At 70.0% G+C, this 16,958-nt stretch carries 17 protein-coding genes; 10 read left to right on the top strand and 7 right to left on the bottom strand.

Annotated features, from left to right (window positions below):
- Positions 1-325 precede the first annotated feature (325 nt).
- A complete protein-coding gene (locus OG735_RS23025) occupies positions 326-919 on the top strand; it encodes a type 1 glutamine amidotransferase family protein (RefSeq protein WP_327325066.1) in 594 nt (197 codons plus the stop codon).
- Entirely contained in the window at positions 916-1,401 is a 486-nt protein-coding gene (locus OG735_RS23020; RefSeq protein ID WP_327325065.1) for a MarR family winged helix-turn-helix transcriptional regulator, read from the top strand. The genes OG735_RS23025 and OG735_RS23020 overlap by 4 nt, the downstream gene beginning before the upstream one ends.
- On the opposite strand, the gene OG735_RS23015 is transcribed toward OG735_RS23020, so the two are convergent.
- Positions 1,364-1,855 (bottom strand): VOC family protein, encoded by a 492-nt coding sequence (locus tag OG735_RS23015; protein WP_327325064.1) that lies wholly within the window; start codon positions 1,853-1,855, stop codon positions 1,364-1,366. The genes OG735_RS23020 and OG735_RS23015 overlap by 38 nt on opposite strands.
- A 167-nt stretch (positions 1,856-2,022) precedes the next feature.
- Between OG735_RS23015 and OG735_RS23010 the strand changes: the two genes are divergently transcribed.
- Complete coding sequence (locus OG735_RS23010; RefSeq protein ID WP_327325063.1) at positions 2,023-3,693, top strand: serine/threonine-protein kinase; 1,671 nt, start codon at positions 2,023-2,025, stop codon at positions 3,691-3,693.
- A gap of 54 nt (positions 3,694-3,747) precedes the next feature.
- On the opposite strand, the gene OG735_RS23005 is transcribed toward OG735_RS23010, so the two are convergent.
- Positions 3,748-4,992 carry a hypothetical protein gene (locus OG735_RS23005; RefSeq protein ID WP_327325062.1) on the bottom strand — a complete coding sequence of 415 codons (1,245 nt, stop codon included), beginning with the start codon at positions 4,990-4,992 and terminating at the stop codon, positions 3,748-3,750.
- Between the two features lie 111 nt (positions 4,993-5,103).
- The gene (locus OG735_RS23000; RefSeq protein WP_327325061.1) at positions 5,104-5,511 is read right to left on the bottom strand and encodes a hypothetical protein; all 408 of its coding nucleotides are present in this window, start codon (positions 5,509-5,511) and stop codon (positions 5,104-5,106) included.
- Between the two features lie 157 nt (positions 5,512-5,668).
- Here OG735_RS23000 and OG735_RS22995 point away from each other — a divergent pair, with 157 nt between their 5' ends.
- From OG735_RS22995 to OG735_RS22985, 3 genes are read left to right on the top strand one after another with little or no spacing between them, the layout of a single operon-like run.
- Positions 5,669-6,505 carry a helix-turn-helix domain-containing protein gene (locus OG735_RS22995; RefSeq protein ID WP_327325060.1) on the top strand — a complete coding sequence of 279 codons (837 nt, stop codon included), beginning with the start codon at positions 5,669-5,671 and terminating at the stop codon, positions 6,503-6,505.
- Positions 6,502-6,738 (top strand): DUF397 domain-containing protein, encoded by a 237-nt coding sequence (locus OG735_RS22990; protein ID WP_327325059.1) that lies wholly within the window; start codon positions 6,502-6,504, stop codon positions 6,736-6,738. The genes OG735_RS22995 and OG735_RS22990 overlap by 4 nt, the downstream gene beginning before the upstream one ends.
- A gap of 26 nt (positions 6,739-6,764) precedes the next feature.
- The gene (locus OG735_RS22985) at positions 6,765-8,132 is read left to right on the top strand and encodes a cytochrome P450 (protein WP_442812623.1); all 1,368 of its coding nucleotides are present in this window, start codon (positions 6,765-6,767) and stop codon (positions 8,130-8,132) included.
- Positions 8,133-8,186: 54 nt separating this feature from the next.
- Here the strand turns inward: OG735_RS22985 and OG735_RS22980 are convergent, their stop codons facing one another.
- Entirely contained in the window at positions 8,187-8,588 is a 402-nt protein-coding gene (locus OG735_RS22980) for a hypothetical protein (protein WP_327325057.1), read from the bottom strand.
- Positions 8,585-8,848, bottom strand: a complete 264-nt coding sequence (locus tag OG735_RS22975) for a hypothetical protein (RefSeq protein ID WP_327325056.1) — start codon at positions 8,846-8,848, stop codon at positions 8,585-8,587. Before OG735_RS22975 ends, OG735_RS22980 begins: the two co-directional genes overlap by 4 nt.
- Positions 8,849-9,191: 343 nt before the next feature.
- Between OG735_RS22975 and OG735_RS22970 the strand changes: the two genes are divergently transcribed.
- Positions 9,192-11,348, top strand: coding sequence for a serine/threonine protein kinase (locus OG735_RS22970; protein WP_327325055.1), 2,157 nt, complete (start codon positions 9,192-9,194; stop codon positions 11,346-11,348).
- A gap of 79 nt (positions 11,349-11,427) precedes the next feature.
- Here the strand turns inward: OG735_RS22970 and OG735_RS22965 are convergent, their stop codons facing one another.
- Positions 11,428-12,711 (bottom strand): adenylosuccinate synthase, encoded by a 1,284-nt coding sequence (locus tag OG735_RS22965; protein WP_327325054.1) that lies wholly within the window; start codon positions 12,709-12,711, stop codon positions 11,428-11,430.
- A gap of 153 nt (positions 12,712-12,864) precedes the next feature.
- On the opposite strand from OG735_RS22965, the gene OG735_RS22960 reads away from it, so the two are divergent.
- Positions 12,865-13,683 carry a diacylglycerol kinase gene (locus OG735_RS22960; protein ID WP_327325053.1) on the top strand — a complete coding sequence of 273 codons (819 nt, stop codon included), beginning with the start codon at positions 12,865-12,867 and terminating at the stop codon, positions 13,681-13,683.
- Between the two features lie 108 nt (positions 13,684-13,791).
- Here the strand turns inward: OG735_RS22960 and OG735_RS22955 are convergent, their stop codons facing one another.
- Positions 13,792-14,292, bottom strand: coding sequence for a GbsR/MarR family transcriptional regulator (locus OG735_RS22955; protein ID WP_327325052.1), 501 nt, complete (start codon positions 14,290-14,292; stop codon positions 13,792-13,794).
- 100 nt (positions 14,293-14,392) lie between these two features.
- Between OG735_RS22955 and OG735_RS22950 the strand changes: the two genes are divergently transcribed.
- Together OG735_RS22950 and OG735_RS22945 are read left to right on the top strand one after the other, a co-directional pair.
- Positions 14,393-15,292, top strand: a complete 900-nt coding sequence (locus OG735_RS22950; protein ID WP_327325051.1) for an ABC transporter ATP-binding protein — start codon at positions 14,393-14,395, stop codon at positions 15,290-15,292.
- The gene (locus OG735_RS22945; protein WP_327325050.1) at positions 15,289-16,911 is read left to right on the top strand and encodes an ABC transporter permease; all 1,623 of its coding nucleotides are present in this window, start codon (positions 15,289-15,291) and stop codon (positions 16,909-16,911) included. Before OG735_RS22950 ends, OG735_RS22945 begins: the two co-directional genes overlap by 4 nt.
- Positions 16,912-16,958: the final 47 nt, after the last annotated feature.

Below are 16,958 nucleotides of genomic sequence, written 5' to 3'. Positions count from 1 at the left end.
CGCGGCACGGGTGCGGGTGCGGGTGCGGGTGCGGGTGCGGGTGCGGGTGCGGCGGGCCTGTTCCCCTACCCGCCCCTTCCCGCACTGGGGGCAAGCCCCCAGACCCCGTATGCGACCTTCGGCCGCATGTCCTCAATCGCCGGACGGGCTGGAATTTCCTCCGGTCGGCCCGAACATTCAGGCCGACCGGAGGAAATCAAGCCTCGCCGGCGATTGAGGCGCGGGGTTCGGGGCGGAGCCCCGACCTGAGGCCGGATGGACCGGGTTCTCTTGACAGCATGCTGTCTACATGACAGGCTGCTGTCATCAGGCCAAGGAGGACGCCATGACCACCCGCACCGTTCATCTCGCCGTGTACGACACCTACGCCGACTGGGAGACGGGCCACACCACCGCCCACCTCACCCAGAACGGCTTCACCGTGCGGACCGTCGGGCTCACCACCGACCCCGTCACCACCATGGGCGGCGTCCGTATCCAGCCCGATCTCGCGCTCGCCGACCTGCGGCCCGAGGACAGCGCCCTGCTCATCCTCACCGGCGCACACCTCTGGGACACCGGTGACGATCTCGCCCCCTTCGCCGCCAAGGCGCGTGAGTTCCTCGATGCCGGCATCCCCGTCGCCGCCATCTGCGGTGCCACCGCCGGGCTCGCCCGCGAAGGGCTGCTCGACGATCGCGAGCACACCAGCGCCGTCTCCTTCTACCTCGACGCCACCGGCTACAAGGGCGGCGAGCACTATCGCGACACCGACGCCGTCACCGACGGGGATCTGATCACCGCAGGGCCGACCGAGCCCGTCGCCTTCGCCCGCGAGGTCTTCGCACGGCTCGGCGTGTACGAGGGCGAGAAACTGGACGCCTGGTACCGGCTGTTCCACGACTCGGACGCCTCCGCCTTCGAGGTCCTGAACTCATGAGCCGCGAACAGCAGGACCTGCTCAGCCGGACGGCGCTCGGCGTCTTCCGGCTGAACGGCCAATTCCTCGCCGTGTCCGAGGAGTTGGCGAAGCCGGCCGGGCTGACCGCCGCCTGGTGGCAGGTCCTCGGAGCCGTACTGCGCGATCCGCTGCCCGTCGCCGGGATCGCCCGCGACATGGGCATCACCCGTCAGAGCGTGCAGCGGATCGCCGATCTGCTCGTCGAGCGTGGTCTCGCCGCGTACGAACCCAACCCCGCCCACCGCCGCGCCAAACTGCTCCGGCCCACCGACGAAGGCCGCGCCGCGATCGCGAAGATCGACCCCGGTCACGCGGAACTGGCGGCCCGCCTCGCCGACGCCCTCGGCCCCGAGCAGTTCGCCGAGACGGCGCGAGTGCTCGACCAGCTCTCCAAAGCTCTCGACAGCATCAGTCTCGACAGCATCAGTTCGGAGTCCCAGGAAAAAAGTCCGCGCTCGTGAGGTAGTCCATCGCCTCGGTGAACACCGGATCCCCGAGGCGACGCGCCATCTCCGCCTCGCTCACATCCTCGACGTGCGTCTGGATCCACCACAGGTTCCCGAACGGGTCCCGCACCCGTCCGACCCGGTCCCCGAAGAAGAGGTGCGTCACCTCGGTCACCGATTCGCCGCCGCACTCCACCGCCCGCCGGTGCACCGCGTCCGCGTCCTCGACATACAGCCGCAGGAACGCCGGCGTCGGCGGCCAGTCGGCGCGCGCCGCGTCGAACAGCATGACCACCGCGTCCCCGATCCGTATCTCCGCATGCCCGATGCGGCCGTCCTCGCCGGTCGTCCGGCCCAGCTCCACCGCCCCGAAGGCGGCCTTCAGATAGTCGATGACACCGGCCGTGTCCTGCGAAATGATCCACGGCGTGACGCTGGAACAGCCCTCGGGAACCGGCTTGACGGCCATGACAGTCTCCTCGCGTACGGGGTTGCGTTCGTGAGTCCGACGGTAGGGGTCAATGAGGTCAATTTCTGACCTACAAGGGCCACCTCCGCGCGCACTATTCTCGATCCGTCGGAACGGAAGCACGTCCGGCACGAAGCAGGTCCGGCACGGGGGAAGGGCGCGCGGCGATGGAGCCACTGGCACCGGGAGATCCACGGCACATCGGCGAGTACCGTCTGCTGGCCCGGCTCGGCGCGGGCGGCATGGGCCAGGTCTACCTCGCGCGCAACGACCGCGGCCGCACCGTCGCCGTCAAGCTCGTACGCCAGGAGCTCGCCGTTCAGGAGGAGTTCCGCAGCCGCTTCCGCCAGGAAGTACGCGCGGCCCTGCGCGTCGGCGGCGAGTGGACCGCACCCGTGCTCGACGCCGACACCGAGGCCCCCGTCCCCTGGGTCGCCACCGGCTATATCGCGGGACCCGCGCTCCACAGCGTCGTCTCCGGCGACCACGGTCCGCTCCCGGAGCGCTCCGTCCGCATCCTCGCCACCGGCCTCGCGCACGCACTCGAGAACATCCACGGCGCCGACCTCATCCACCGCGACCTCAAGCCGTCCAACATCCTGATCACGATCGATGGCCCCCGCGTCATCGACTTCGGCATAGCCCGCGCCCTGGAAACGGTCACCGACGGCGGTCTCACCCGCACCGGCGCGCTCGTCGGCTCGCCCGGCTTCATGGCTCCCGAGCAGGTACGCGGCGACCGCGTCACCACCGCCTGCGACATCTTCTGCCTCGGCTCCGTCCTCGCGTACGCGGCGACGGGCCGCCTTCCGTTCGGCTCGGCCGACAGCGGTGTACACGCGCTGATGTTCCGTATCGCTCAGGAGGAACCGGACCTGGCCGGCCTTCCGGAGGGCCTGCTCGAGCTCGTACGCGACTGCCTCAACAAGGACCCCGAGGCCCGCCCGACGCTCGCGCGGATCCTGGAACGTACGACCTCCGACGCGGACGGCGAGCCCTGGCTGCCCGGAGCGCTGATCGCCCAACTCGGCCGCCATGCGGTGCAGTTGCTGGAGGTGGAGCAGCCGGCGGCCCCGGCTGCTCCCGCACCGGCCGCGCCTCCGGCCCCGACCCCGGCCCCGGCCCCGGAACAGCCGCCGACGATGACCTCGGCCGCCCCGAAGCCCCCGATGCCGCGGCCCACGCCTCCGCCGACCCCACCCCCGGCGTACGGGTACGGCTACCCGTACAACGCCCCCGCCCAGACCGGGTACCTCCCCGCCCCCGCCCCGTACGCACCCCCGCCCGCGCCCAGCAGGAAGGGCGGCACCATAGCCCTCGTCGCGGTGGCCCTCCTCGTCGCGGTCCTGGCGGGCGGCTCGGTGTACGCGTTCATGGGCGGCGACGGCAAGCACACCGGTGCCGGCCACTCCACGCCGCCGGCCTCGAAGTCCCCCTCGCCGCAGACCTCGCCGCCGACGGCCCCCGCCACCACACCCCCGACCGATCCCGGCACCGGGACCGGCGGCGTCCCCCAGGAGTACGTCGGCACCTGGCAGGCCTCCTTCGACACCGCCGACGGCACCAACGTCCGCACCATGACGATCACCCAGGGCTCGACCGGCACCCAGGTCATGACCCTGACGGGTACCGGCCCGAACTACGACTGCCGCTGGTCGGCCACCCTCCGCGCCTCGGGCCCGCCCCTCGAACTCGGGCCGACCCAGGTCACGTTCGGCGACCCGAAGCAGTGCTCACCGGGCCAGTGGAGCCGCCTGAACATGCCCAACGACACGACGATCGTGCGCGAACTGGTGGGCTCGGGCGGCGCGCCGCTCACGTACACGAAGACGAGCTGAGGCTCACACCTCGAGGTCCGTCATCCCGTACTGCGACCGCCACCGGCCATGCGGTCAGAGTCTGATCGCGTACACGTAGCGGCTGTTGTACGGGGACCGCGGACGGGTGCCCCGGTCCTGGTCGTCGACCGCGTACTCGCCGAGCGACCACAGGAGTCGTCGCCCGCCGGTCTGTGCGTAGGACAGGTCCTCCGGACCCCGCACCACTCTTCCGCTCGTCCGCACGGTCAGATCGGTGGCGGACGCCCGGCCGGTGGCCAGGTAGCCGTACACGGACGGGCCGTCGCTGCGGGAGACGTAGAACGTCTCGTTGACGCTGGCCGCGCCCTGGATCTGCTTCCCATTGGTGATCCGGTACGTCTTCTGTGAGAGCACCGACTGCGTCGCGGGATCAACGTGCCGCAGTGCCCCATAGTCGGGCTCGACCTCGAACCGCACCGCCCGTGCCTCCGGCGATGCCGCCTTCTTGTCGACGAACTCGCTCACCAGCAGCGTGTCGTACGGCTTGGTCGTGCGGTCGACCGACACCTGGGAATAGCGCATCCTGTCGATCTCGGGCTCGATGTCGTCGTACCCGCGGCTCTGCGGCAGGACGTACTTGCAGCCGTAGCCGTAGTAGCGGTTGTCGGTGTGGAGCCCGCAGTGATCCGTCGCCTGGCCGCCGGTCGCCACCTGGAACATCTGGTCCAGGTTGAACACCCGAAGACCGCGATAGGTGTCCACGACGTACAGCCGCTCCTTGTACCAGGCGATCCCCCCGACGTGCACGGTCACGGGCCGGAAGCTGTACCGCCCGCCCTCCCGGTACGGCTCGACCAACAGCACATGCCGGTACCTCGGACGGGACGAACCGCTCACATCAACAAAGCTGATGCGTGCGGCCTGATGAGCGGCCTTCTTCATCGTGTACCAGGAGACCAGGACGACATTTCCGCCGGTGCCGTGGCCGTCGTAGTCGGTGGTAATGCCTTGGGGCCGCCAGTCCCGGGTGATGAAGTCGTCATGGCGCCAGGTGAACGCACGCGCCACGGCGGGCGAATTCCGCCGCGGCCAGTCCGGCCTTCTCCGATACGTGCCGTCCCTGTTGAGATCCCCCATTACCCGGCCGAAGGGGGCATGGGGAAGTTTTTCCACATCGCCCAACCCCTTGATGGCGTCCGGGTAGGACGTGCCGCCACCCTCCTTGCTGCCCGTGCGTATCCAGAGCCTGACTCCCGGCAGTTCCGCCGCGGCGGCTGCGCGCGCCGTCGCGGGTACCAGGAGCCCGCCGGCCGTCGCCACGAGGGGGGCCGCGGCCATGCCGCGCAGAATGGTTCTCCGTGTTGTGTCCATACGGCTGGACGCTAGACAGGGTGGCGACGGCCTGTCGCCGGCTGTCGTGTCCGGGACGTGTCCCGGACACGCCGGGGGTCAACTGAGCAGCGCGGACGCGGCGTTGGACAGCAGGAGAGGGTGTACGAACCGCCCTTCGCCGGTGGGCGGGAACCGCCATGAGAGCGGCCAGGTGCGCCCACGGAGGGCGGGCACGGGAACATAACTCACATGTGCCGGACCTGAGTTGAACCGGGTGACACCACGCGGCCAGGGCCGGTGGGACGTCGTCCCGGGCGGTACGAGGAAGTAGACCGACCGTCGCCCGTACGCCTCTATGACGACGGGGCCCGGGTCGCCCCCGGTCATCCTCTCCAGGAGGTCGGCGAGGCGGCGGCCGTCCTCGTCGTCGACGCGGACTGCGTCGAATTGCACGCCTGCCTTACGGAGCTGGAATCCGGAAGCCGGAATCCAATCGAGGTTTACTTTGCGACTTTGCGTATCCACAAGGACAGTCTGAGTGACTTTGGCTAGCGTTTTCCAGGACCGCGAGGAGGGGGTCCGGCATACGTTGACCTGCGTGAACCTCCTTTGAGGCGGGTCGAATTCGGCGGGGACTGGTTGAGACCGGTTGAGTCCGGTTGAGTCGAAGCGGTGATCGCAAATGGCACGTTCGGAAAACAAGGAAACGGCGGGTCCGGCGACGCGTCTGGTAGCGAATGTCGCGCGCAATATGCGCGTCCAGAAAGGACTGACACAGGAGCAGCTGGGAGACGAGATGGGCTTCACGGGCGCGGCGGTGAGCGCGATGGAGACCTGCGCGCAGCCCGCGAGCGACCAGATGCTGGTCGAGCTGGAGAGGGTGCTCGGGGGCGGTACGGGGATCTTCGAGGAGGCGAGGACGTACGTACGGCTGGACAAGTACCCGGCGCAGTTCAAGAACTACGCGCTGCTGGAGCAGAAGGCGGTGGGGCTGTGTCTGTACGCGACGCTGGTCGTGCACGGCTTGTTCCAGACGGAGGAGTACGCGCGGGCGCTGATCGGGGGCGGGTACCCGCCGCTGAGCGAGGGGCGGGTGGAGGAGCTGGTCGAAGCGCGGATGGCGCGTAGGGCGCTGTTCGAGCGGGAGCCGGTGGCGCTGATCGAGGTGGTGCTGGAGGAGTCGGTGTTACGGCGGACGATCGGCGGCGAGGAGGTCATGCGCGGCCAGATGCGGCACCTTGCGGAGTGTGCAAGGCGGCGTAACGTGACGCTTCAGGTACTGCCGCTGGACTGCGGGGTGAGCGGCGAACACGCGGGCGACAACGGCGGAATGACCCTGGTAGAGACCCCGGAGCACGACCACCTGGTCTACCTGGAGATCCAGTTCGAGAGCCTGCTGATCAAGGACCTCGCAAAGGTGAGCACATTCGCCCAGCGGTATGCGAAGATCCGGGCACAGGCCCTGGGTCCTCGTGAATCGCTGGGCCTCATCGAGCGGTTGGCGGGAGAGCACAGATGAGCAACACCCTGCGCTGGTTCAAGTCCAGCTACAGCGACAGCAGCGGTGGCGAGTGCATCGAAGTGGCCTTCGACTGGCGCAAGTCCTCGTACAGCAGCGACTGCACCGGCAACTGTGTCGAGGTCGCCGCCTGCCCCCACACCATCCACATCCGCGACTCCAAGGTCACCGACGGCCCCACCTTCGCCGTCGCCCCCACCACCTGGACGAACTTCCTCGACTGGGCGAGCTGAACCCGTACGGAGGAGAAGCCATGACGATGACGGGCACAGCGGTACCGGGTCCGGCGGGTCTGCCGCTCCTGGGTTCGATGTTCGAGCTCAAGCGGGACTCGCTCGGCACCTTCCTCAACGCGCAGCGCGAGTACGGAGACGTCGTCAGGATCACCGCGGGCCCGCCCGGGCTGCGGGCCGAGCTGTACGCGGTGTTCTCCGCGGAGGGCGCCCAGCAGGTGCTGGCGACGGAATCGGCCAACTTCCGCAAGGACAACGCCTTTTACCAGGAGGTCCGGGAGTCGTTCGGCAACGGCCTGCTGACCAGCCAGGACGACGACTACCTCCGGCAGCGGCGGCTCGTGCAGCCGCTGTTCACCCGCCGCCGGGTCGACGGCTACGCCGACGCCGTCACCGCCGAAACCTCTGCTCTGCTCTCCGCCTGGCGCACCGCCCCGGACGCCACGGTGGACGTCGTCGACGAGACGACCCGGCTCACTCTGCGGGCGGTTGCCCGCATCCTGTTCGGCACGGACGTCGAGGCGGCGGTCGACGTCGTGCAGCGATGCTTCCCGATCATCGGGGAGTACACGCTCACCCGCGGCTACTCCCCCGCCAACTTCCCGCGCAGCTGGCCGACTCCCGCCAACCGGCGGGCCGCCACCGCGATGGAAGAACTGTTCGCGGTGTGCGACGGGATCATCGAGAAGCGGCGGGCGGAGGGGGATACGGCCCAGGGCGAGGATCTGCTGACCCTGCTCTCCCAGGCCGAGAGCGCGGAGGACGGGACCCTCGACGCTTCCGAAATCCGCGACCAGGTGCTGGTGTTCCTGCTCGCGGGGCACGAGACGACGGCCACGTCGCTGGCGTTCGCGCTGCATCTGCTGGCCCGCCACCCCGAGCAGCAGGCACGGGCGCGGGACGAGGTCGTACGCGTACTGGACGGACGGACCCCAGGGGCCGCGGATCTCGACGCACTGCCGTATCTGACACAGGTGCTGAAGGAAGCGATGCGCCTCTATCCGGCGGGCCCGGTCATCGGCCGCCGGGCGGTCGCGGCGGCGGAGGTCGGGGGGCACACGATCCCGGCCGGCGCGGATGTGATCGTCGCGCCGTGGGTGACGCACCGGCATCCGGGGTACTGGGACGATCCGGAGCGCTTCGACCCGGAACGGTTCACGCCGGAGCGGGAGAAGGAGCGGCCGCGGTACGCGTGGTTCCCGTTCGGCGGCGGGCCGCGGGCGTGCATCGGTCAGCACTTCTCGATGCTGGAGTCGGTGCTGGCGCTGGCGATGATCCTGCGGGAGTACGAGCTGGAGGCGGTCGACGTCGAGGTTCCGGTGGACACCGGGATCACTCTGCGGGCGGCGGGCCCGGCGCGGTGCGCGCTGCGGCGGGTGGACGGGGCGCAGTGACCTGACGCGAAGGCGCGGGGCCCGGACGGTTCCGGGCCCCGCGCCAGTGGGCGGTCAGCGCGCTTCGGGCAGCCTGATCGTCCGTACGAGCGGCATCTCCGCGTACAGCTCCGGCGTCGAGGTCAGCACGTACCGGCCGTCCGGCCAGTCGACCGTCGGGCGGGACAGATGGATCGCGTGACCCAGGTGCCACTGCACCCCATCCCGGATCAACGCACCGACCGCCGCCACACCCGCAAAGTCCAGCTCCACGATCTCCGCGGCGGGCAGGGCGCCCACGTGCTCCGCCAGCCCCTTGCGCATACCGTCGGCCGCCAACAGGCACAGCGCGGGCACGAATACGTGCCGGGTCGGGCCGTGCTCGGTATTGGAAATGAACTGCGAGGCCAGCCGGTTGCCCGAACCGAGCGCGAGCAGGGCGGTCTCGTCATAGATCACCGCAGTGGATGCGCTCACAGGCTGTCCACAGGCCGGTCGGCCTCGAGGTCCTGCCAGATCTTCTCGACCCTGTCATGGTCCTCGTCCGTGAGCGTCACACCGAAGTGTGTCTCGCAGTACGCCTTCGTTGCCTCGTACCGCTTCTGAAGCTCTTCCTTGGTGGGTGTGGCTCCGGCCAGCTCGGCGATGAGATCGCGCATCGTCATGCCCCGCTCGCGGGCAAGCACGAGAAGGCGGTCGCGAACAGCGGGGTCAACCTTGACGGTGGTGTCAGCCATGACGACAGTATACCGGTGGTATACCACCTCGGGCCGCTCTAACTGGAGGGTCATGAAGACCTTCTTCCTCTCGGGTTCTTACGACTGCCGGGTGACCGTACCGCCGGGCACAGCGATCTACGCAAGTGCCAACTGACTATGCCAAACCCGCAGTTCGAATTACTCAAAGCCCGAAATCCGGTCGGCATTTGCCAAAAATGGGGTCGAATCGACGGGCGGCAGACAGCCGCCACTTCCCTTAAGAGTTCACCCCCCAGGGTGACTTGGGGAGCGATCATCCGGCGTCGAGACCCCGTAAGCCCCGAACTCGGCGTCGCCACACCGACTGCGTAATGTTCGGCGCATGGAACAGCTCGCGCCCCAGGATCCGCCCTCCATAGGTGAGTACCGTCTGCTCGGCCGCCTTGGTGAGGGCGGGATGGGCCGGGTCTACCTCGCCCGTTCCGCGGGCGGCCGTACGGTCGCCGTCAAGCTCATCAAGGCCGAGCTCGCCGGGAATCCGGAGTTCCGCGGCCGGTTCCGGCAGGAGGTGGCCGCCGCGCGCCGGGTCGGCGGGGAGTGGACCGCGCCCGTGCTGGACGCGGACACCGAGGCGGCGGAGCCTTGGGTGGCGACCGGGTACATCGCCGGGCCCTCGTTGCTGCACGTCGTGCGGGAGAGGCCGCTGCCTCAGGAGTCGGTGCGGACACTGGCGTACGGTCTGGCCGGTGCGCTGCGGAGCGTGCACGGGGCCGGTCTCGTCCACCGGGACCTGAAGCCGTCCAACGTACTGGTCACGATCGCCGGTCCTCGGGTCATCGACTTCGGCATCGCCCGCGCGCTGGAGAATCCGTCCGACGAACTGACCCAGACCGGCGTGGTGGTGGGGTCGCCGGGCTATATGTCGCCCGAGCAGATCCAGGGCGAGCGGGTCGGTCCTGCTTGCGATGTGTTCTCGCTGGGCTCGGTGCTGGCGTATGCGGCGACCGGACGGCTGCCGTTCGGGCGTTCGGACACCGGGATTCACTCGGTCATGTTCCGGATCGTGAGCGCGGAGCCCGATCTGAGCGGCGTGGACGGGGAGTTGCGGCAGCTGATCGCGGACTGTCTGGCCAAGGATCCGGCAGGGCGGCCGACGCCGGAGCAGATCGTGGAGCGCACCCGCCCTGCCGATCCGGCCGCACCCTGGCTGCCCGCGGCGCTGATCGCCGAGCTCGGGCAGCGCGCGGTGTCACTGCTGGATGCCGATACGCCGACGAGGGGCGCCGTGCCGAACCCGCCGACGCCGACGCCGGATGCCGGTCGGGCGGTGTACGGCACCCCGCCGTCGCCGGGCACGCCCGGAACTTCTGGAACTCCCGGCACCTACGGCACCCCCGGCACTCCCGGCACCCCGCAGCCGGGTGCCATGCCCCCGTGGCCCCAGACCTCCGGCGCCCCTGCGCCCGGCGCCCCTGCGCCCGTAACCCCCGGCGGCGCGCCCGGCACCCCCTCGGCCGCCGCTCCCTACGGCTCCTGGGTACAGGGCAACCTCGCCTCCGACGCACCCGACACCGCCGGCACCAGCCCCCAGGCGCGGAAGCGCTCCCGGCGGACCGTGGTGATCACCGGTGTGGCCGTGGCCGCGCTGCTGGGCTCGGCCTTTGCCGCCGTCACCCTGCTGCGCGGGGACGGCGACACGGTGGCCGGCCGGCTGGGAAGCGGCGGTTCGGCCACAGGAGGGCCTGGCGCGGCCGCACAGGGCAAGGGCAAGGAGTCGCTGTCGTCCCCCGAGCCCGGGAGCAGCGCCGGCGACGACGCGAAGGACCCCGCGGCCAAGGACCCGGCGGGCAAGAAGCCGGGAGAGTCGGGGAAACCCGCCGGACCGGCCGCGCTGCCCGCCGCGTATGCCGGGACCTGGATCGGCAGCGTCCTCCGCGACGGCACGGACACCGGCTCACAGCGCCGGATCACCCTCTCCCCCGGCAAGGTCGGCGACACCGTCGTCGCGAGCATCAGCGTGGGCGAGAGCTATCTGTGCAAGGGCACCGGCAAGCTGCTTGCGGCAGGCGGTGGTTCGATCCGTATCGACACCGGTGTCACCGTCAGCACGCCCGCCGGGAAGTGTTCCGCCATCGGCGAGCAGACCCTGACAGCGCGCTCCGACGGGACGCTCGCGTGGACCGCGAGCGGCGGCCGGAGCTCGACGCTGCGCAAGGCGGGCTCCGACATGATCCAGAGCAAGTTCCTGGGCTCCTGGGAGCGACAACTGACCAGTTCCGCCGGTGTGCAGCGGCTGACCGTCTCGCAGGGCGCCGTGGGCAGCCAGGTCGTCACCTTCACCACCACGCAGAGCGGCGGCACCTGTACGTCGAAGTCCGCGCTGTTCTCGGCGGGGGACCGCGTCGTGATCGGTCCTTCCCTGGTGGTGAGCGGCGACTGCGCGGCGGCCGGGTCGTCGGTTCTGACGGTGAGCGGCAGCACGCTGAACCGGTCCTTCCTCGACACGGGCGACTCGCCCCGCGAGTACCGGCGTCCCTAGGAACGGGTCCACAGGAACGCAGCGCGCCCCGGCCGGCCGAAAGGCCAACCGGGGCGCGCTACAGAAACGGACTCCTGGATCAGAGGAACGAGTTGATCTCGATCGTCTCGGTGCGGCCGGGGCCGACACCGATCGCCGAGATCGGCGCGCCCGACATCTCCTCCAGCGCCTTCACATACGCCTGCGCGTTCTTCGGCAGGTCGGCGAAGGTCTTCGCCTTGGTGATGTCCTCGGACCAGCCCGGCAGCATCTCGTAGATCGGCTTCGCGTGGTGGAAGTCGGTCTGGGAGTACGGGAGTTCCTCGACGCGCCTGCCGTCGATCTCGTACGCCACGCACACCGGGATCTGCTCCCAGCCGGTCAGCACGTCCAGCTTGGTGAGGAAGAAGTCGGTCAGGCCGTTGACCCGGGTCGCGTACCGCGCGATGACCGCGTCGAACCAGCCGCAGCGGCGGTCGCGGCCGGTGGTCACGCCACGCTCGCCGCCGATGCGGCGCAGCGCCTCGCCGTCCTCGTCGAGGAGCTCCGTCGGGAACGGGCCCGCGCCGACGCGGGTCGTGTACGCCTTGAGGATGCCGATGACCCGGCTGATCTTCGTCGGGCCCACGCCCGCGCCCGTGCAGGCGCCGCCCGCGGTCGGGTTCGAGGAGGTGACGAAGGGGTACGTGCCGTGGTCGACGTCGAGGAGCGTGCCCTGGCCGCCCTCGAAGAGGACGACCTTGCCCTCGTCGATGGCGTTGTTCAGGATCAGCGTGGTGTCGGCGACGTACGGCTTGAGCTGCTCAGCGAACTGGAGCATCTCCTCGACGATCTTGTCGGCCTCGATCGCGCGCCGGTTGTAGACCTTGGCGAGGAGCTGGTTCTTGGACTCCAGCGCCGCCTCGACCTTCTGCTCCAGGATCGACTCGTCGTAGAGGTCCTGGACGCGGATGCCGACGCGGTTGATCTTGTCCGCGTACGTCGGGCCGATTCCGCGGCCGGTCGTGCCGATCTTCCGCTTCCCGAGGAACCGTTCCGTCACCTTGTCGACGGTGACGTTGTACGGAGTGATCAGATGGGCGTTTCCGCTGATCAGCAGCTTGGACGTGTCGACGCCGCGGTCGTTCAGCCCGCTCAGCTCGGAGAGCAGTACCGCCGGGTCCACAACGACGCCGTTGCCGATTACCGGAGTACATCCGGGCGAGAGGATTCCGGAAGGGAGGAGATGCAGCGCATACTTCTGGTCACCCACGACAACCGTGTGGCCGGCGTTGTTGCCGCCCTGGTAACGCACTACATAATCCACTGATCCACCGAGCAGGTCGGTGGCCTTTCCCTTGCCCTCGTCACCCCACTGAGCACCGAGCAGCACAAGTGCGGGCACAGGCGTACACCCCTTCCGGGCGGGGCAAGACCAAGGTCAGGGGGCCTGAGCCGTGCCTGAGTCTTCGGACCGGTTGCCCCGGAATAGACGAAGCCCCTGGCGCAATAGCGCAAGGGGCTCTTGCACAAAGATGCTACCCGAGGAAGGACCGAGGTGTCGGCTCACGACCAGCTACTGGTGGTCATCGACCCGGTCGCCCGCCGAAGTGACGGCGAGTCCGTGCGGATCGCGAAAGATGTGCTGTGTGGCGGCGCGGAGGCGAAGATCTGCCTTCCCGAGAGTCCGGAGGAGTTTGCGCGGGCACTGGCACGCAGGGGCTCGCGGCGGCCGGTGGTGGTCGGTGACGACCGTGCGCTGCTGCGGGCGGTGGCCCTGCTGCACCGGGACCGCTGGCTGGGCGACGGGGCGCTGGCGCTGGTACCGGTCGGCACATCCGTAGAGCTCGCGCACGCACTGGGCGTGCCGAGGGGTGCGGTGGCGGCGGCTCGGGCGGTGCTGGACGGGACCGTACAGCGTCTGGATCTGCTGGTGGACGAGAGCGACGGCGTGGTGTTGGGGGATCTGTCGATCCCGGTGGCGCGGGCGGCGGGCGCGGCGGCGAACGGGGCGACGGTGTGGGGCACCTGCCGCTCGCTGGTCCGCACCCTGGTCCGCCCGGCGCCGCCGGTGCCCGCGATGCGTACGCACCGGCTGCGGGTGGAGGCGGACGGAGTGCTGCTGACGGATCTCGACCGGCTGGTGGAGGACGTGACGGTGCGCGCGGGCGGCGGGCGGGCGGAGGTGGTCGTCCGGCACGGCGCGGACATGGAGCCGGTCACGGCGCGGGCGCTGACGGTGACCGTGTCCGGGGCGGACTTCCGCTACCGGGCGGACGCGATGATCACGGGCCCGGTCCGGACGCGGACGTGGACGCTGCGGCCGGGGGCGTGGGGGCTGACGCTGCCGTCGGCGGCGGTGGCGTCGGGCGGGTAGTGAGCCGGGAGGGCCCGGAGCAGCCGGTTCGTCCGCAAGCGCCGGACAGGCTCGACTCCAAGCCCGTCCGGCAGTGTCCAGCCCGTCCGGGCCGTGTGAGGACAGCCCTCAGGCCATGCCCCGCGCCTCGCGATGGGCGCGCCAGCGGTCCATCAGGCCCGTCATCTCACCCTGCAGGAACTCGAAGAACTCCGCCGTCTCCGCCACCCGCCTGCCCGCCGCCGTCTCCGGGCCCAGCGTCTCCGCGCCGTCGCGCAGTGCCTTCTCCCAGCGGGACAACAGCTGGTCGCGGCGGGTGAAGGTCTCGTACCAGAGCTCGTTGTGCAGGACGTACCGGTCACGGCGCGAACCCGGGTCGCGCTCGCGGCTGACCATGTTGACCTGGTTGAGGTACCTGATCGCGCCCGAGACCGCGGCCGGGCTGATCCGGAGCTGCTCCGCCAGCTCCGCGGAGGTCATGCTGCCCTTCTCCGAGGACAGCAGCGCCGCGAAGACCCGCGAGGCCATCCGCTGCATACCGGCATCGGTCAGCTCCGCCGCGAAACGCTCCACAAAACGCGAGACACCCTCGTCCCCGGCCCGCCCCGTCGTGCTGTTCTCGCCGCTCATGGCCTCATCAACTTCCCTCGCCGCTCACCCATCCTGCGCCCTCGACTTTATACGCTTCCTTAACTTCATAAGTTCGTGAAACTACTGTACCTTCCGAACTATGACGAAGGCACTCACCGTCGCCGGACTGCACAAGTCGTTCGGGCGGACGCATGCACTGGACGGCCTCGACCTCGCCGTCGAGACCGGTGAGGTCCACGGCTTCCTCGGCCCCAACGGCGCCGGGAAGTCCACCACCATCCGGGTCCTCCTCGGACTGCTGCGCCCCGACTCCGGCGCGGCCCAGCTGCTGGGCAGGGATCCATGGCACGACGCGGTCGAGCTGCACCGCCACGTCGCCTACGTACCGGGTGATGTGACCCTGTGGCGGAACCTCTCCGGCGGCGAGGTCATCGACCTCTACGGCCGGCTGCGCGGCGGCCTCGACAAGGCACGACGCGCGGACCTCATCGAGCGGTTCGAGCTCGACCCCACCAAGAAGGGGCGTACGTACTCCAAGGGCAACCGCCAGAAGGTCGCCCTGGTCGCCGCCTTCGCCTCCGACGTGGATCTGCTGATCCTCGACGAACCGACCTCCGGACTCGACCCGCTGATGGAAGAGGTCTTCCAGAGCTGCGTCGAGGACGAACGGGACCGCGGCCGGACCATCCTGCTCTCCTCGCACATCCTCAGCGAGGTGGAGACCCTCTGCGACCGGGTCAGCATCATCCGCAAGGGCCGGACCGTCGAGACCGGTTCGCTCGCGGAACTTCGGCATCTGACGCGTACGAGCGTGACGGCGGAGCTCGCCGGGGCGCCGAACGGTCTTGCCAAGCTGCCCGGCGTGCACGATCTCGACGTACAGGGCAGGCGCGTCAAGCTCCAGGTCGACACCGACAAGCTGGACGCGGTGCTGCGCTCGCTCACCGAGTCCGGGATCCGCTCACTGACCAGCACCCCGCCCACGCTCGAAGAGCTCTTCCTCCGCCACTACGCACCCGAGGCGGCGATGTCGCGATGACCGCCGTGACCCATGCGGGCGGGTTCGCCCCGCGCACCGGCGGAAGCCGTCAACTCGCGGGTACGGGAACGCTGCTGAGGCTGGCCCTGCGCCGGGACCGGCTGATGATGCCGGTCTGGGTCCTGGTGCTCGGGGCCGTCGTCACCAGCGGCTCCGGCTCGCTGGAGAAGCTGTACGACACCGCCGCCAAGCGCGCCGACCTGGCCGAGTCCCTGTCCACCAACGGCTCGTTGCGGGCGATGTACGGCCCGGTCTTCAGCGACTCCCTCGGCGGTCTTGTCGCCTGGCGCTTCGCCGGCTTCGTGGCCGTACTGGCGGCCGTGATGAGCCTGATCATCGTCGTCCGGCACACCAGGGAAGAGGAGGAGACGGGCCGTCAGGAACTGCTGTCCTCCGCGATGGTGGGCCGCCGGGCTCCGCTGACCTCGGCGCTGCTGACGGCGTTCGTCGCCAATGCGGTGCTGGCGCTGATCATCGCCGCCGGACTGGCGGGACCGACCGGCTCCGGCGCCGGCGCGCTCGGGGTCGGGCTCACGATCGGCGCGATCGGCATGCTCTTCGCGGGCATGGCGGCGATCATGGCGCAGCTCACCGAGAGCGCGCGGCTCGCCAAGGGCCTCACGGCCGCGGTGCTCGGCATCGCGTTCGTACTGCGCGCGGCGGGCGACGCCTCGACGGACGACGGCTCCTCCGTACTGACCTGGATCTCGCCGCTCGGCTGGGCGGAGAACGTGCGGCCGTACGCGAACGAGCGCTGGTGGGTCCTGCTGCTCCTCGCGGTCGCGGTCGTCGCACAGGGTGCGATCGCCTATCTGCTGGCCGGACGGCGCGATGTCGGCATGAGCTTCCTGCCGACCCGCCCCGGGCCCGCGGAAGGCAGGATCGCCACCGCGGCCGGGCTCGCCCGGCGGCTCCAGCGCGGCAGCGTTCTCGGCTGGGCCGTCGGCTTCTTCCTCGCCGGGATCGTCTTCGGCGGGATGGCGAAGGGCACGGCGGACCTGGTCGGCGACAACGAGGCTGCCCGGGAGATCTTCGAGCGGATGGGCGGGCAGGCCGGGATGACCGAGGCCTTCCTGGCGGCGATGATCGGCATGTTCGGCATGGTCGCCGCGCTGTACACGGTCGCGTCCGTGCTGCGGCTGCACGGCGAGGAGACCTCGCAGCGCGCCGAGCCGATCCTGGCTAACGCGGTCGGCCGGCTCGCCTGGGCGGCGGGCCACCTCGCCATCGCTTTCGGCGGCGCGGTCGTGATCATGGCTGTGGCCGGCCTGGGGCTGGCGATCGGCCACGGCGAGGAGTTCGGCCCGATCATGGGCGCGGTCCTGGTCGAACTGCCGGCGGTCTGGCTGCTGGGCGGGCTCGCGGTGGTGCTGTACGGGCTGTTCCCGAAGGCGGCCGTGGCGTCCTGGGCGGTGGTCGGGATCTGCCTGACCCTGGGCTGGCTCGGCCCGGCGCTGGACCTGCCCGAGTCGGTGATGAACCTGTCGCCGTTCAGCCACCTGCCGAAGCTGCCGGGCCCGGAGATGACCTGGACGCCGGTGCTGCTGCTGACCGCGGTGGCGGCGGCACTGGTGGCGGCGGGACTCGGCGGTCTGCGCAGAAGGGACATGCAGACCTGACCCTGCCCGCCCGGCGGGGAACGCCCGGCGGGGAACGCCCGGCGGGG

Origin of the sequence: Streptomyces sp. NBC_01210 (assembly GCF_036010325.1) — a bacterium.
Taxonomy (GTDB): Bacteria; Actinomycetota; Actinomycetes; order Streptomycetales; family Streptomycetaceae; genus Streptomyces.
Note: the sequence above shows the minus strand (reverse complement) of the source record. Positions and strands in the feature narration are given on the sequence as shown.

Excerpts from the sequence above, each read along its gene's own strand:
- OG735_RS22985 (WP_442812623.1), top strand. The coding sequence starts at position 6,765 with ATGACGGGCACAGCGGTACCGGGTCCGGCGGGTCTGCCGCTCCTGGGT.
- OG735_RS23005 (WP_327325062.1), bottom strand. The coding sequence starts at position 4,992 with ATGGCCGCGGCCCCCCTCGTGGCGACGGCCGGCGGGCTCCTGGTACCC.
- OG735_RS22950 (WP_327325051.1), top strand. The coding sequence starts at position 14,393 with ATGACGAAGGCACTCACCGTCGCCGGACTGCACAAGTCGTTCGGGCGG.
- OG735_RS22945 (WP_327325050.1), top strand. The coding sequence starts at position 15,289 with ATGACCGCCGTGACCCATGCGGGCGGGTTCGCCCCGCGCACCGGCGGA.
- OG735_RS22975 (WP_327325056.1), bottom strand. The coding sequence starts at position 8,848 with ATGGCTGACACCACCGTCAAGGTTGACCCCGCTGTTCGCGACCGCCTT.
- OG735_RS23020 (WP_327325065.1), top strand. The coding sequence starts at position 916 with ATGAGCCGCGAACAGCAGGACCTGCTCAGCCGGACGGCGCTCGGCGTC.
- OG735_RS22955 (WP_327325052.1), bottom strand. The coding sequence starts at position 14,292 with ATGAGCGGCGAGAACAGCACGACGGGGCGGGCCGGGGACGAGGGTGTC.
- OG735_RS23025 (WP_327325066.1), top strand. The coding sequence starts at position 326 with ATGACCACCCGCACCGTTCATCTCGCCGTGTACGACACCTACGCCGAC.
- OG735_RS23015 (WP_327325064.1), bottom strand. The coding sequence starts at position 1,855 with ATGGCCGTCAAGCCGGTTCCCGAGGGCTGTTCCAGCGTCACGCCGTGG.
- OG735_RS23010 (WP_327325063.1), top strand. The coding sequence starts at position 2,023 with ATGGAGCCACTGGCACCGGGAGATCCACGGCACATCGGCGAGTACCGT.
- OG735_RS22995 (WP_327325060.1), top strand. The coding sequence starts at position 5,669 with ATGGCACGTTCGGAAAACAAGGAAACGGCGGGTCCGGCGACGCGTCTG.
- OG735_RS22970 (WP_327325055.1), top strand. The coding sequence starts at position 9,192 with ATGGAACAGCTCGCGCCCCAGGATCCGCCCTCCATAGGTGAGTACCGT.
- OG735_RS22990 (WP_327325059.1), top strand. The coding sequence starts at position 6,502 with ATGAGCAACACCCTGCGCTGGTTCAAGTCCAGCTACAGCGACAGCAGC.